This is a genomic window from Nostoc sp. KVJ3 (assembly GCF_026127265.1).
In the GTDB taxonomy this organism is placed as follows: Bacteria; Cyanobacteriota; Cyanobacteriia; order Cyanobacteriales; family Nostocaceae; genus Nostoc.
In genome coordinates this window covers 140,221-154,672 of record NZ_WWFG01000005.1, presented here as the reverse complement: position 1 = coordinate 154,672, position 14,452 = coordinate 140,221, and the positions used below count along the sequence as shown (strand labels likewise).

Genomic DNA, 14,452 nt, shown 5'->3' with positions numbered 1-14,452 from the left:
GAAGGTCATGGTGCCGAGGGTGAGCGGGCTGACGATCAAGCCGGAGTGTCCGAGAGTGTGGAAGGCGGTAAGGCTCATAGGTTTCTTTTCTGGCTGAAACAACAAAGTCGATGAAGAGTACTGAGTTAAAAGTGCTGAGTGCTGAGTGCTGAGTGCTGAGTAAGAAGAGGAGTACTGAGTACTCAGAATGGTAAAAGTGTCTTGTATGTGTCAATCAAGCTCATGACGCAAAGAAGGGACACAGAAGTGATGTCTTCAATACCTAGAAGGCGCTGGCTGTCGGGCGGACAATGATTTCGTTGACATCGACATCATCCGGTTGGGACACAGCAAATAAGACAGATTGGGCGATCGCCTGAGGGGTGAGGGCAGTTTTGCGGAGTTCTTTCAAGAAGCCTTTTACTGCATCGTCCGTGATATCAGAGCCAAGTTCGGTCTCAACGACACCGGGGGATATGATGGTCACGCGAATGTTCTTCGACTCCTGGCGCAGTCCATCAGATATCGCCCAAACAGCATATTTTGTCGCGGAATAGACTGCACTGGTGGGCCCTACCATGTGAGCAGCGATCGACGCAGTATTGATAAACTGTCCGCCGCCTTGTGCTTCCATGATCGGTAAACCAGCCGCAATGCCGTTCAATACGCCACGGATATTTACATCAATCATGGTGTCCCACTCCTCGACTTTCAGGGCATTCATTGGAGACAAGGGCATCACACCTGCATTGTTGAAGATCACATCGACGCGACCAAATTTTTCTTTAGCAAAATGAATGAATGCTTTCACATCCTCGCGATCGGTGACATCCACTGCTTTGAATTCTGCAATGTTTCCCTGGTCGCGGATCTCTTTGACAATCGCTTCTAGCTTTTCTGTACGCCGTGCCCCCAGAACTACCTTTGCACCGTTTTGAGCAAGTAACTTCGCTGTGGCTTCACCAATGCCACTACTGGCTCCAGTGATCGCAATAACTTTGTTTTCTACATTTAACATGATGACTGTCCTTGCTGTTGAGGTTGATTTGACTTAGAAAAATATGCCTCTAGAGACTTCAATTCTTTGGGTATTTACTCATCGGTTTCCGCGATGGGTGAATGGCCACAGTAGGCGATCGCAGAAACAACACTGTTCACTTTTGCCTCACTGCTGCGATCCGTCACGATTACACCAACCCCTTTTTTCGCCAGCGCCAAAGAGGTATTTTTCGCCAGTCCTTGGCTCGCTCCTGTGACTAAAGCAATTTTTGCCTTGTTTCTCTTCATTGCCTCATCCTTTCAGCCTTGTCTTTCAGCATGGGTTCATCATAAGGTTGAAAAGCTTTTCCCTAAATACACAAACCTTGCAGATGATTGCCTAATCCTCTCAAGTCAGGCGTTGGCAAGGGAGAAATATTCTCTATAATGAGCGTATGAGGATGGTATCAGTCAGGAATGAGCGCGTGGTGATTGAAACACTGAACTATGAAGCGGCAATCAGCAAGTGTGACGAACTGGCAGCATTAGTCGCCCGGCACACTGACAGTAGGGGAAACGGTGCTCATCCAACGGCAATTAGTCAGTTAGAATTCATGCGGCAATCTGATACTTTAGCCACAATGCAGGGAGTCGCCGAACCGATTCTCGGCATTGTCGTTCAAGGCAAAAAAGAAGTGTTGCTGAATGAGGAAACCTATCAGTATGGCGTAGCTCAATATCTAGTGGTTTCGGTTGATTTGCCGCTCTGTGGATGGGCGATCGAGGCGACACCTGCGAAGCCGTATCTAGGATTTAAGCTAGATTTAGACCCCGTTCAACTCTGTGACATTATTGCTCAAACTAACCCAAGCATGGGTAAGAAAGAAAACTCGGTTAGAGGCTGGTTCATCAGCGATGCCGATCCATCGTTGATTGATTGTGCTATCAGGCTGACACGGCTTTTGGACACACCGCAGGATATTCCATTCCTAGCACCAATGATCGTCCGCGAAATCTACTACCGTTTGCTAATTGGTGAACAAGGTGAAGCAGTTCGCCAAATTGCCACATCGGGCAGCAATATGCAGCGCATTGCTGAAGTGATAAAACTTATCAAGGCTGATTTTACAAAGCCACTGCGGGTTGAGGATCTAGCTCTTCAAGCTAATATGTCTCCTTCCTCGTTCCATCGCCATTTCAAAGAAGTCACCTCCATGAGTCCGCTGCAATATCAAAAGCAATTAAGACTATTGAAAGCGCGTCACCTGATGCTTGCCGAGAATGCCGATGCGACCCATACTGCCTATCAGGTGGGGTACGAAAGTCCTTCACAGTTTAGTCGCGAATATTCTCGGATGTTTGGTGCGCCTCCTATGAAGGACATTGAACGATTACGAATAGCTTGAGCAAAGACTGTGAATTCGCTACAGCAAACTGCAAACATCCAGAGATATAGCTTTTAATTTATAAGAAGTAAGTTGATCAATATAAATTTGTGTATGAGAGCCAAATGTTAAAAGAACTTCACCTCCAACAAGTTGGTCCTGCTGCCCACTTTGATGTCGCATTTGGCGATAGGCTCAATATATTTACAGGTGATAATGGTTTAGGTAAAAGTTTTTTACTTGATATTGCATGGTGGGTGATGACTACAAATTGGGCGGAGCAACCAGCGTACCCACAGCGAGTCAGAGGTGAAAATCCGCAAATTACAGCCGTAGTTAGCAATAAAAAAAATATAAGAGAATATCAGAGCCACTTTGATTTTTCTGAACAGCAATGGCGTAATTTACAAATGCCTCCTTTATTAAAAGAGGTAGTTATTTATGTACGGGTTGATGGTAGTTTTTCCATTTTTGACCCAGCTCGCCAACGCGATATTCCTTTTGACTTTAATCCAAATACACTTTGGAATGGATTAAAGTCAAAAGATAAAGTTATTTGTAATGGTCTAATTCAAGATTGGGTTACATGGCAGAATCAACCCAATAAATATCCATTTGAACTCTTTTCTAATGTCATTAAAAAACTTGCACCTCACCCTTCCGAATGGATAGAAGTGGGAGAAACAACGCGAGTTTCTATTGAAGACGTGCGCGATATTCCTACAGTTAACCTACCTTATGGGAATGTTCCTGTTACTCAAACATCAGCCGGAATGAAGCGTATTTTGGGACTAGCTTATTTACTAGTGTGGACTTGGTACGAACACAAAAAAGCTTCCGAACTGCGACAACAAAAGCCAGTAAATCAGATAGTTTTACTAATTGATGAAATTGAATCTCATTTGCATCCTCGTTGGCAGAGGGTGATTTTACCAGCTATTTTATCTGTGGTGACAGAATTACAACCCAGGATGAAGATACAGGCTTTAGTAACTACTCATTCTCCACTTATTCTTGCTTCTTTAGAGCCAAATTTTCATGAGCAAGAAGATAAACTATTTTTATTTAAATTACAAGATACAGAGGTTAGCCTTGACGAAGTACCTTGGTCAAAACAAGGGGACATAGTTGGATGGTTAACCTCAGACATTTTTGGACTCAAACAAGCCCGCTCCAAAGAAGCAGAAATCGCAATTGAAGCAGCAGAGGCTTGGATGCGTGATGATGATATGAATACGTTTCCAGAAAATCTGAGAATACCATCACAAATTCATCAGGAACTTCAAAGAGTTTTACCAGGACATGACCCATTTTGGCCCCGTTGGATAGTTACAACGGAGAAAAGAAATTCTGGATTATCAGGGGTATAACACAGATGATAAGTAAGGATTCAGGAGTCAGAATTCAGGAGCCAGAATAAATGAGACAACCAGCTAAGACATTCCAAGACTTGATAGTTTGGCAGAAAGCACATAAGTTTGTTTTATGTGTATATCAATTTACAGGTCAATTTCCTAAAACGGAAATCTATGGGCTTACCTCTCAGTTTAGACGAGCAGCAATTTCTATTCCAGCAAATATATGTGTTCGCGGAGCGTCCCGTAGGGAAGGATTCAAGAAAAAGGGAGCAACAGACAAAGTACGGTTTATGAACATTGCACAAGGCTCTGTAGAGGAATGCCGCTACTATCTAATTCTTTCAAAAGACCTTGACTACGGTGACACATCAGGATTAATGCTTCAACTTGAGGAGGTTAGTAAATTACTAACAGGTTATGCTAATTCCATTCTGAATTCTGACTCCTGACTCCTGAATTCTTACAATGATGCCATTTAATCCTCCTCCAGAACCACCTGATTTTGATAAAAAAGTGCGACAACCGGGAAATGCTTGGTTGGCAAAAAACTCAGGTCCCAAAAAAGGAACCAGAGATTATTGGTCGCCTTTCAAAAGTTATTTAGCTGATGGATTTAGTAATCTGTGTGGCTATAGCGTTATGTATGAACCAGTTGGTACAGTAGATCATTATCGCAGCCGTGAAAATTATCGCAATTTAGCTTATGAATGGAGCAATTTACGCTTTGCTTCTGCCTGGATAAACAGTAGTAAAGGTACACTTGACGACCAAGTACTTGACCCTTTGGATTTGGGAGAAGATTGGTTTGAAATTTTACTTCCTTCCCTACAATTAGTATTAACAGATAAAGTTCCTCCACAACAACGTCAAAAGGCAGAATTTACTTTGGAACGGTTGCGGTTACGGGATGATGAAAGAGTCTTGCGCCAGCGTCAACAATGGTATCAACTTTATTTGGATGGGGATTTGACTCTACAAGGATTAGAAAAAAAAGCTCCTCTGATAGCGCGCGCGGTAAAGAAACAGCAGCAGGCTATTTCTCAAGAAGAATAAGCTTTGCAGTCATCAGATTGTGAAGTCAAGTATTTTCATTTTTTCTATGCCTTCAAGGTCTGTCAGCTTACTTTTGTTTACTTCTTCATACAACAGTGTTGCCAATTCTTTTAAGCAGGCTTTGATCCGTTCCTGTTTATCCTGGCTCATAGTTAGGTATGCACACTATTTTATCTGTTCTTATATTCTCCCAGATTTTGTATATCTTCCAAAAGTGGATGCTCCCTTTTCATAACACGATACGGCAAGATAAATGGGTAAAAGTTCAATGAACTTGTCACAGACTATTAAGTAGCACATCACGTTATATATTTCTGTTAGAGCAGTTTCTTACCAAAAGAGTTATTTTTCTATTTTTTTACTCATATATACAAACGTGCTTGCATTATCAATAGGCAGTATGTAACTTGGCTATTGTGCAGTTTATTAGGACATGAACTGAAATTGAGTTTTATTTGAGTTGAGCTATACCTGTACTAAACTGACATGATTTGTAAATTATTTTTTAATCTACAAACAGTTTTGCAAGGTGCTAGTTTAATTCGCTTTCAATTGATGAAGTCTTTCAGTTGGAATAGAGTTTGATGATATGTGAGAACGTTATCTACACCCAGAAAACACTTGCCGAAAGATATGGGATTTCTATTGCTGCTTTACAGAGGTGGTATCCCTATGCCGGTATAGTCAAACCCCGAAAGCGGGGAGGATATTTTGATGCAACAACAGTCGAGATTGCGGATGTTTTCTACGTTGCTATCAAGATTCGGCGGTTGACTTGTGAGGAATATTTACAGCAGGTGATTCCTGCTGGTGGCTTAGATGCTTATTTGCAAAAAGTCAATGACGTAAGCCTTTATGACTTTTTGACTAAGCATATATCTGATGAAGAAAAAAATAACCCAATTGTGCAAGCAGTAATTAGGAGAATTGAGCGAAATGAAGCATATCAACAAAGTGGCAGAGACTTTGCAGGTGTCGCCTGATGTAGTACGTACCTGCTGTCGGTTGTTAGATTTAGCTTTGCAGCCAAATGATACGCTTGATGAAACTGTTGAGCAGCAGCTAGTTCAACTCAAAGAGATAGCCTCTGGTGAAGGTATGTCCCTTGAAGAAGCTGCCCAGCACTTGATTGCAATGCGCGATCGCAAATCAGAAGTAGGCGAACATAAGTTCGACAAGCGCGAGTACATCAAACAGCGATTTGGCATAGACCCAGAACAAGCTTCACCCGACAGCTTTGTAGGAATACTTTACCGAGATGCAGATAGGGGTATTCAGTTAGGGGAATTACGCCATAAGGTGGTGCTTGAATCTTCGACACTTGCTCTAGAAGAATTTGTTTTTCATGGCAGCAGTTTACTTGGTGAAGGTAATACTTCCGTTCCTGCTGGTTACGATGAAGCGCAAGAGCGAATTAACTCGCGCATCGATAACGATTTTTTCGGCAAAGTGAACTGGGGGGAAGAGACTCATCCACTGTTAGTCGGTACATCGACACCGCAGCCGAGACAGTTGAAGTCCTCGCAGCCGAAAACCGGGCAATCTCCGAAGAAATAGTAGCTCAAATGCTACCCATCTGCTATCAAATACGGGATGAGAGTTTACTCAACTTGAGAAAGACATCTACCCAGGCAGTTGGTATAAATTTACTTTCGGTAGTAGCTGGGACTGTGATTGGGACGTGGGTAGCAGTCCCCCCAACTCAAGAGAGACAAGAAATTCCGAGTATTCAGCCAATTTTGATTGGTGTGGGTATAGGTGAATTAGTTGGTTTGATTCTGGCACTAGTAATAATTTGGTTTACCAGGGACGAACAAAAAACCTAATCAACTTTTCAAAATTAAGGACATTACTCAATTTAGTCGCATATTGCCAGGGAGCAGGTATGAGTGCAGCATTTGACTTTTTGGTTAACACAGCAGGCGGTTTATTGATGAACCTGGGTGTTTCTGGGATGGTGGGACAATTATTGGGAGTGGGGGCGACCCTTGCCTTGCATCCTCTGTTGCTACTAACCGGGATAGTTGTGGGTGGTGCGGGAATTGCGATCGCGCGCGAGTTAAACAAGCGCCCTCAGTTGCAGTTGGTTGTTGATAATACATGAGGGGTAAATTATGTTTACTCCTACACCTGTGCGAAATAAACAGCCAAGTCGCAGAAAGAAAAAGGTAAATGTTACCCTGTGGACGGTTTGTTCAACTGTTAGTGCGCTGTCTGTTATAGGGGCGGTTGCATTGATGGTTGGATGGAAGCAACAGGTTCCAGGTAATCAAATATCGGAGGTACAGCAGGTAAAAGCGCAAGTTTCCCAAATTCGGGAAGTGTACTTAGAAAAGCTTTCCCGTACTGACTACAATATAGACCATTTGTCCAGTTACTCCTCAGTCGAGGGTGCGCCTACTCTTACAGGCTGGCGACAGTTGGCGGCGGCATTGTGGGGACAGCAATTACGGAGTGAAATATCCAGGATGCAGGCTAATGATAAATCTGGGTTTTACCGCCTTCACTATATGCCGGCACTGGAGATAGTTAAATTCAACTCGCTGGATGTTTTACTAGAAGCGGCTTCTGGAAATAATACTTTTTACTGGGGGTACCGCAAAACCGATGGTACGAAAGTTGAGGAGAAGATACCAACTGGGGCGGCTGCTGTTTTGATTTTGGGTAAATTAGAGGCAATTGATTACGCTCAAAACTTGGAATCTCAACCATCGGTTGATCTGAATCAAATGCTAATTCAGATTAAGAATGCTCAAGAACCATACTCTCTTGCACAGGCGCAGCTGTTACGGGCGCGGGGGTATTTAGACCCAGTAGAGCAGATGGCACAGGTGGCAGACATCCGCGAGAGAATACACCAACGGGAGGAGCAAAGGCGGATGTATATCCAACAAATGAAGAAGCAATTACCTCAGCCAGTTCCTAATAAACAGCCTGTTAATAAATCGAGGGGGTGATGTCATGTATGTCAAGTTTGCTGCTGCGATAATTTGCATAGCTTTATGTTCGCTCAATGTTGTAGCGGCAGTCAAACGTACCCCTATTCGTACTACCCTTGAAGGTTCAACTCGCACGACAGTTGAGATGATGCCATCTCCCAATTCAGGAGTGCATTGGATGAGTGCAGTTATATTTCTGGCTGGATTTGCTTGTTTTTTGGGCTGGGGAATTTCTGACTATAACAATGCAGTTGAAGAAACAGATGAAGTGTCTGATAACTTGCCTAATCCTGGCAATCGACAACTTCATGTTGGTGTTTCTGATACTGATATTCAGCCTTCTTTAATCCCCCCGGTATCACCTTCTTCTAGGATGAGATTAAATAGCGAGTTCTCTGCTAAGAATGTAGTCCAATTTTCTCCTCGTTCTAGTGTTTCTGGGTTAGGGCGAGTGCATAGTAGTCAATTTGTTGAAGATGGAGTGCAAAATCAATCTGGAATATTATCTCCAGAGGAGTTTTACGCCCAACTTCAGGATGAAGATTTCTGGGAAGATACTAACTCCCAGGTAAATGATAAACCTGCCAGCTAGTTACTTAATTTGAGGTCATATTATGAGCAGAAATCAGCGCCGCAACTTTGATGTTGATTATTCTGAAGGTGGAGCAATTGTGCCTGCAAACCGCTTGCAAAACATGTTGCAGCAGGTACAGCAACAAGGAGGAATAGTAAATCAGCAACCTAACGTTTCTCCTATGACTACTTATGATACTCAGCCAGTAGAAGTTAGATATATTAATGCACCTACTGCTTATAAGTCGAGAGTTCCTCAAATAGAAATTCCTTACATCGAGATTTGGAAAGCACATCGGCTGCATCCGCAAAACCCCTGGAGATTTGGCTGGTATCCAGTATATTTTTTATCAGATGTAATTAAATCTCCTGTGGGTGTAGCTGGTGTGGGAGTGTGGTTGTTAATAATGCTGTTGAATTTTTTCCTAAATGGCAGTTATACCGGGCCGGGGTATGCGTCTGGGAAGAAGATTGAAGTTGTACCCAAGGAAGTTCCCTCTTTTGCCCTGCCTGTGGTTAAGCAATTGGAATAATGTGGGTAAAAGCAATTTTTTGGTTCGTATTGCTGGTATGGATTGCAGATATCTTGCAACCGGGATATTTGCAGTTTTATAACTGGCGTAATGCTGTGGCGTTGGTACAAAAGCTTCAGTTTTCATCGTCGGCTGTTGTACCCACTGCTGCACCTGGCGTGAATATGTCTTCTACTCCTGTTCCTACACGGTATTCTCCTCAAGTAAAGGAACCTGCAACATATGGGGATGGCCTAAATTCTCCTGATTGCCGTGTGGCTAGGAATGACTTTGAGGAATTATTGAGTACTGCAAAGATTGGTTGTTGGCAGGAGCAACCTGCCAATACAAGAAGGCGTTGAGGCAATGCGAATAATCTTTGAAACTGACGGTGGCAAAGAGGTTAGTAATTCGACTGTAACTAGTTTGAATGAGACAGCCGATACCAGCTCGAGTGGAAATTGGAGATATGCGATCGCAACCTCAGTTTTAATTGCAGCTATGGTCATTCCCCAGGTTTCTGGATGGATTGAATCTCAACTGTTAGTTAAATCTCTCCAAGGTCTAATATTACCAAAAACTATTCGTAGTAATCAGGTTTTAAATAACGGTCGAATTGCCTTTCCAACTGCTGCTGGTACTTCTGTTACCTCAGAGTTTGGTTGGCGAACACACCCCATTACAGGCGATCGCAAGTTTCACGCGGGGATTGATTTTGGTGCAGTAAAGGGGACACCAATTTATGCAGTTGATGCTGGTCGAGTGGTTTTTGCAGGCGACAAGGGTGGTTATGGCAAAGCAGTTGTTATTCAGCATCAGGGAAGTTTATCTACTCTGTACGGTCATGCCAGTCAGCTGTATGTACAGCAGGGACAACAAGTTGTGCGTGGACAGATGATTGCGGCAGTAGGTAGTACGGGCTTTTCGACGGGGCCGCATTTGCATTTTGAAGTTCGCGTTAATGGTGTAACACAGAACCCCCGTCCTTATTTACACGAATATTTAGCAACCCGTTAAAGATTATTTAGCTATTGGCAAAAGAAATGCAAATTGTACCGATTTTTATATCAGGTGTAGTTGGTGCAGCCTGCTCTGTTGCATTTTCTTACGGAGTAGCTTCACTGCCATGTGGATTGGTATCAAAGGGTGCGGATACTGTTTGTCAGGTACGTAGTTTTGGTAAGGCACTTGATAGTTGGAAATTTGGGTTTATTGTTGGTGGTTTGGTTGGGTTTATTTTGAGTCCTCGCCATCAATTTATATCCCGTTTTAAACCCATTCATCTGTCAACTACTTCCTTAATTACTTTGGGTATTTATTTCTCAATTTCTCAAAGTACTGGTGTTTCTTCAGGGTCGTCAAATAGTTTAACAGGAAGAGTTAGTACAAGTTCTTACTCACCACATCCTGATTCACCACGGTTGAGTGCTTTTTTAGCGACAATTCGTTGGGCAGAAACAGGAACTAGTGAGACAGAAAGTTATCGCAAGTTAGTATTTAACGGAACTTTTAATAATTTTTCTACACACCCGTTAAAGAAACAGTGCGCTCCTATTAATGGCAAAAATATTTGTTCAACTGCGGCTGGTGCTTATCAAATGTTGGATAAAAGTTGGTATGACCTTCAGCCAAAGTTAAACTTAAAGGATTTTAGCCCAGCTTCTCAGGACAAGATGGCAATTGAATATATTCGTCGTAATAATGCCTTAAGTGATGTTGAAGCAGGAAAGTTTGATACTGCTGTATGTAAAGTAGGTAGGGTATGGGCCAGTCTTATTTGCAACTCGTACAATCAAAACCCAAAATCTTTAGCGCAGTTGAGAATTTACTATCAGCAGCAATTACAAAAATTTGAAATTTCTAGGAGGTAAAAATCAGTGATGTTATTACCATACAATAACACTAATGGTAATATTGAAGTTCAAAAACAACAGATTTTGACTGCAATTGTGCAGGCAAAACAAGATGGTTTGGGCAATGAAGAGATTATAGATACTGGAGTTTAGACTAAGCAATGGAAAATGACCCAGCAGGGCTGAGTTAATCAGAGACTTAGCAAAAGTATGAAGAATCTTGGGTATTAAACAGCAACAGATGGTTCTTTAGGTGGTCGTGCTACTGTTTTTTTAACAATGGGACATCGGTTTTTACGGTGACGCTTCTTTCCTTGTTGCCAACCGGGAGACTTTCCGCGAGGTTTGGGTGCAGAGGTGGGAGTACCAATGGCCGCAAAAACTCCACCTATAGCTTGAGCAACTCTTCCAGGGGTCAATTTATCTAGAGACTTCTGCCAAGGTAAAGGATTGTCAGTAACGATATCGCGGGCTAACCACAATTCCCAAGTCATCAGAGGCATGAGGTCACTCCACCGTTCACTTTGCTTAGGAGTACCAAAGTTTGGTACAGTCCAATGTAGACGCTGCTTCAAAAAGCGATACCAGTGGTCAATGGTAAAGCGACGCAAGTAAAGACACCAAACTTCTTCTAAGGGTGGCATTTCTTCTCCTACCCAAGCCAACCACAAAGGTTTGGACACTCTCATGTTACCTTGCGCGTCCAGACGTTCAACTCTGATGATTAACATTGGACGTGTAGCAGCCTGACGGAAGTGTAAATCTTTCCACAAGCTCACACGCACACGTCCTAATTTTGGGTCATTTATTTCTAATACAGATGTTGCTTCATTCCATGTTGTGGGCTCATTCAGTTTAAATTTATCACCATGCTTTTTAGGTCGCCCCTTTCCCGAATAAGCTTTTGGTTCACCCCATAAACACAGATTTGAACGCAACCGAACGAGAATATCTGCTGGAATATTCGCAGTTTTTAAGATAAAAGGCGCACAACCATATTCACTATCCCAAACTGAAATCGGTCTGGTAGGCAAATATTTACACACCTGTTTGAGTTGCCAAATTGCTTTCCCAATAGGACTTTCGGCACTTGTGATCCGTTCATGTCTTAATGGTAATGCCCAACTTCCCTCATTTTCAGGTATCCAGGCAATTGTGCTATATCCTTGACCAATGGTAATCGGTTTATTTCCTGCTATGGATGTGCCACTATGCTCATAAGTTCGCTCTTGCAACCTGACGGCATCTGGGCGTGACCAGTTTGTGTGATCTCCTGCTAACAATGGTCGTCCCTCTGCGGGGATTTGTTTGATATATAGCTGCATCAATTTCTGTCGCTGTGGCCTACTATCTTGTAGTGCCTCATAGATACTTGGCCACTTCCTTCTAAATACTGGCGATAGGGACAATTCTGCTAGGCAATAAACATTTCTAGTTAGCAATATGGCATCTGTCAACTCAAAAGTTGCATCGTGTGCTCTGCCTAAATATTTGTAGACTGCTTGACGGAATTCTTCTAATCTGGCACGTTTCATCTTGGCATCTGAGTAATGGTAGTTCGTTTCTCAGCTTCTGCCAAAAGGGGGCCTGTATTCAATCAGACACCCCTTTTCTTCTTGCTTATTATATGATAATGATAATCGAATAAGGGGGGTGGGAGAGAAACGAGCGTCGCTCGTTTCTCTCCCACCCTTTTCATGATTATCATTATTGTATTATTTTCTGAGCAGGTATACTACACAATAATTGTTAAAGGTCAGGATGCTTTAAGGCTGACAAGATAATATTTTTAACCTCTAATTCCTTTTGATTTGCGTTCTCTCATATCGCTTTTAGTCTAAACTCCAGTAGATAATATACGGGAAGCTTTACCTGATGTAATGGTTTCTTATGCTGAAACTGTTTTAAAGCAGATTGACTTTAGAGCAAAATTATCACGTCCGGTTATAGAATTTAATTTAGAATTTTTATTTCAGTTAATATACGAATCAGTAATTGCAGGTACAAACGATGAAGAAATATTATCAATATGTGCAGAACACTGTACTTTAAATCAGTACGAATTTGTACGTTATGCACTTGAGTATATTCATGTTAATCGGTTTCCATCGCAGTGGGAGCAAAATAACATATATCAAAAAATGATTGACATACTTAGTAGCTCACCCATTGAATCTTTATTTGAATACATTCAATCAATCAAAAATATTTATCTCAAGCAGATTGGTTATAAAGTAGTTCAGGAGAATCTTTATAATTTATTTTTGAGCAATAAAGAAACTAGTTATTTTACTGATTTAGCTAATAAATCTAGAGATAACTTCATTAAAAAATATTGCTGCCGAACGGCAGTGCTTGTTGCGCGTGCCACAGGTAAGCCATTAGATTTAAAACTGACAGGTGATGGTTCAATTCTTTTAAAAGAGCCTAAATATTTAGATATAAATAGTGGTGCAAATGAGATTGCTACTTCACAAAATTTAACTATGGGACAGGCAGGAAAACTATTAGTTAATACCTTAGAAGAATTTAGTATTAATGCCAAATATGTTGAAGCTAAAACGGGGCCAACATTCAACCGCATTAAGGTAAAATTAGGACGAGGTGTAAGTTATAAAAAAGTAGAAGATATTGGCAATGACTTAGTGCAGCAGCTTGGTGAAGAGTTAAACTTGAAAGTTGCACCAATGGTAAGTGTTGTGCCTGGGGGAGTTGTATTTGACATACCCCGGTTAGACAGACAATTTGCTTATTTCCGCGATTATTTTACTTTTGACGGCGAACCTGATATTCATTCGGTATCGATCCCCGGTGGTGTTGATGTAGATGGCACTTATGTTGAAATTCAGCTTTATAGCGACAATGTAACCCATATCTTGGGTGGTGGGCGGACGCGGGGTGGAAAGTCGCAGTTTGAGAAGGCAGCAATCTTGTATTTGGTGCGACGATATCCCCTTTCGGTTGTTCGGTTGGCACTTTCGGATGTCAAGCGTGTGACCTTTGGTAAATTTGACGGGCTACCCCATCTTGTTGCCCCAGTTGCGCGTGATGCAGAGTCTACCGCCAACTTGCTTGATTACTTGGTTGAAGAAATGGAATTGCGTTACCAGGAATTTGAGCGCCACAGTAGTATTGAAACGATCGCACAGTACAATTCACGGTTAGCACCTGATTGCATCATGCCACGAGTGATTTGTCTGATTGACGAGTGTTTTGATCTACTTTCTGATGATAAGTACTGCGATCGCATTGAGACTGCGCTGATGAAGTTGCTTGCAAAAGCTGGTGGTGCAGGGATTCACGTACTGTTGTACACCCAGCGACCTGATAAGAACGTGATAGACCCGTTAATTCGCTCAAACTTTCCAGCCAAGACAGCCTTTGTTACGACTCGCCCTGAAGACAGTTGTATTATCCTTGGGGACGATAAATGTAGCGACCTGCAATTATAAATCCCCCGACCTGCAATCATCGTTGTTTTCAGCCAGGATTATTTGCAACTATAATTTCAGTTGAGCCAGGATTATTTGCAACTGAGCCAGGATTAAATGCAACCAGCCTGCAATCATCCGTTTCGACCAGGATTAATTGCAAATAAGCTCAACACCTTACTAGGGCTGAGTTTTCTCTCCTTGACAGGAGTTGGTCAAGAAACTCATTTCAGAATTTGATAGGTTAACTTTGAATTATTTACCGAGTTTTTTTACTTAAAAACCAACGGTAAAAGTAACTCTAAGCCTTACTGGTAACGCAGTTAAGAAACCGTTCGTTTTTTTTACTTTTATAGTTGCAAATAATCCTGGCTCAAACCGATGATTGCAG

The 14,452-nt window shown here is 42.1% G+C and carries 19 protein-coding genes and 1 pseudogene; 16 read left to right on the top strand and 4 right to left on the bottom strand.

Annotated features, from left to right (window positions below):
- Positions 1-262: 262 nt before the first annotated feature.
- Positions 263-997 carry an SDR family oxidoreductase gene (locus tag GTQ43_RS34980; RefSeq protein ID WP_265277306.1) on the bottom strand — a complete coding sequence of 245 codons (735 nt, stop codon included), beginning with the start codon at positions 995-997 and terminating at the stop codon, positions 263-265.
- A 74-nt stretch (positions 998-1,071) separates the two neighbouring features.
- On the bottom strand, positions 1,072-1,266 hold the full coding sequence (locus GTQ43_RS34975; RefSeq protein ID WP_029631356.1) for an SDR family NAD(P)-dependent oxidoreductase: 195 nt from the start codon (positions 1,264-1,266) through the stop codon (positions 1,072-1,074).
- A 176-nt stretch (positions 1,267-1,442) separates the two neighbouring features.
- Between GTQ43_RS34975 and GTQ43_RS34970 the strand changes: the two genes are divergently transcribed.
- The 4 genes from GTQ43_RS34970 to GTQ43_RS34955 all read left to right on the top strand — a co-directional run bounded on the left by GTQ43_RS34970 (position 1,443) and on the right by GTQ43_RS34955 (position 4,753).
- Complete coding sequence (locus GTQ43_RS34970) at positions 1,443-2,363, top strand: AraC family transcriptional regulator (RefSeq protein ID WP_265277305.1); 921 nt, start codon at positions 1,443-1,445, stop codon at positions 2,361-2,363.
- Positions 2,364-2,467: 104 nt separating this feature from the next.
- Positions 2,468-3,712, top strand: coding sequence for an AAA family ATPase (locus tag GTQ43_RS34965; protein WP_265277304.1), 1,245 nt, complete (start codon positions 2,468-2,470; stop codon positions 3,710-3,712).
- A gap of 50 nt (positions 3,713-3,762) precedes the next feature.
- Positions 3,763-4,149, top strand: coding sequence for a four helix bundle protein (locus GTQ43_RS34960; RefSeq protein WP_265277303.1), 387 nt, complete (start codon positions 3,763-3,765; stop codon positions 4,147-4,149).
- A 16-nt stretch (positions 4,150-4,165) separates the two neighbouring features.
- Entirely contained in the window at positions 4,166-4,753 is a 588-nt protein-coding gene (locus tag GTQ43_RS34955) for a hypothetical protein (protein WP_265277302.1), read from the top strand.
- A gap of 39 nt (positions 4,754-4,792) precedes the next feature.
- Here the strand turns inward: GTQ43_RS34955 and GTQ43_RS34950 are convergent.
- Positions 4,793-4,903: pseudogene (locus GTQ43_RS34950) on the bottom strand (ISKra4 family transposase); the annotation flags it as partial.
- A gap of 434 nt (positions 4,904-5,337) precedes the next feature.
- Here GTQ43_RS34950 and GTQ43_RS34945 point away from each other — a divergent pair.
- Genes GTQ43_RS34945 through GTQ43_RS34895 form a run of 11 tightly spaced genes read left to right on the top strand, consistent with a single transcriptional unit; the run spans position 5,338 to position 10,783 of the window.
- On the top strand, positions 5,338-5,736 hold the full coding sequence (locus GTQ43_RS34945) for a hypothetical protein (protein ID WP_029631351.1): 399 nt from the start codon (positions 5,338-5,340) through the stop codon (positions 5,734-5,736).
- Between the two features lie 22 nt (positions 5,737-5,758).
- The gene (locus GTQ43_RS34940; protein WP_265277430.1) at positions 5,759-6,310 is read left to right on the top strand and encodes a hypothetical protein; all 552 of its coding nucleotides are present in this window, start codon (positions 5,759-5,761) and stop codon (positions 6,308-6,310) included.
- Between the two features lie 8 nt (positions 6,311-6,318).
- Entirely contained in the window at positions 6,319-6,579 is a 261-nt protein-coding gene (locus GTQ43_RS34935) for a hypothetical protein (protein WP_039744742.1), read from the top strand.
- A 59-nt stretch (positions 6,580-6,638) separates the two neighbouring features.
- Positions 6,639-6,857 carry a hypothetical protein gene (locus GTQ43_RS34930; RefSeq protein WP_011316696.1) on the top strand — a complete coding sequence of 73 codons (219 nt, stop codon included), beginning with the start codon at positions 6,639-6,641 and terminating at the stop codon, positions 6,855-6,857.
- 10 nt (positions 6,858-6,867) lie between these two features.
- Positions 6,868-7,710, top strand: coding sequence for a phage terminase large subunit family protein (locus GTQ43_RS34925; protein WP_265277299.1), 843 nt, complete (start codon positions 6,868-6,870; stop codon positions 7,708-7,710).
- A gap of 4 nt (positions 7,711-7,714) precedes the next feature.
- Entirely contained in the window at positions 7,715-8,284 is a 570-nt protein-coding gene (locus GTQ43_RS34920) for a hypothetical protein (protein WP_265277298.1), read from the top strand.
- Positions 8,285-8,306: 22 nt separating this feature from the next.
- The gene (locus GTQ43_RS34915) at positions 8,307-8,798 is read left to right on the top strand and encodes a hypothetical protein (protein WP_265277297.1); all 492 of its coding nucleotides are present in this window, start codon (positions 8,307-8,309) and stop codon (positions 8,796-8,798) included.
- Complete coding sequence (locus GTQ43_RS34910; protein WP_265277296.1) at positions 8,798-9,139, top strand: hypothetical protein; 342 nt, start codon at positions 8,798-8,800, stop codon at positions 9,137-9,139. The genes GTQ43_RS34915 and GTQ43_RS34910 overlap by 1 nt, the downstream gene beginning before the upstream one ends.
- A 4-nt stretch (positions 9,140-9,143) precedes the next feature.
- Positions 9,144-9,794 (top strand): M23 family metallopeptidase, encoded by a 651-nt coding sequence (locus GTQ43_RS34905; protein ID WP_265277295.1) that lies wholly within the window; start codon positions 9,144-9,146, stop codon positions 9,792-9,794.
- Positions 9,795-9,820: 26 nt separating this feature from the next.
- Positions 9,821-10,648, top strand: coding sequence for a lysozyme (locus GTQ43_RS34900; protein WP_265277294.1), 828 nt, complete (start codon positions 9,821-9,823; stop codon positions 10,646-10,648).
- A gap of 6 nt (positions 10,649-10,654) precedes the next feature.
- Positions 10,655-10,783 carry a hypothetical protein gene (locus GTQ43_RS34895; RefSeq protein ID WP_265277293.1) on the top strand — a complete coding sequence of 43 codons (129 nt, stop codon included), beginning with the start codon at positions 10,655-10,657 and terminating at the stop codon, positions 10,781-10,783.
- Between the two features lie 74 nt (positions 10,784-10,857).
- Here the strand turns inward: GTQ43_RS34895 and GTQ43_RS34890 are convergent, their stop codons facing one another.
- Positions 10,858-12,165 carry an NF041680 family putative transposase gene (locus tag GTQ43_RS34890; RefSeq protein WP_265270371.1) on the bottom strand — a complete coding sequence of 436 codons (1,308 nt, stop codon included), beginning with the start codon at positions 12,163-12,165 and terminating at the stop codon, positions 10,858-10,860.
- 345 nt (positions 12,166-12,510) lie between these two features.
- On the opposite strand from GTQ43_RS34890, the gene GTQ43_RS34885 reads away from it, so the two are divergent.
- Positions 12,511-14,082 (top strand): DNA translocase FtsK, encoded by a 1,572-nt coding sequence (locus GTQ43_RS34885; protein ID WP_265277292.1) that lies wholly within the window; start codon positions 12,511-12,513, stop codon positions 14,080-14,082.
- Positions 14,083-14,452 lie beyond the last annotated feature (370 nt).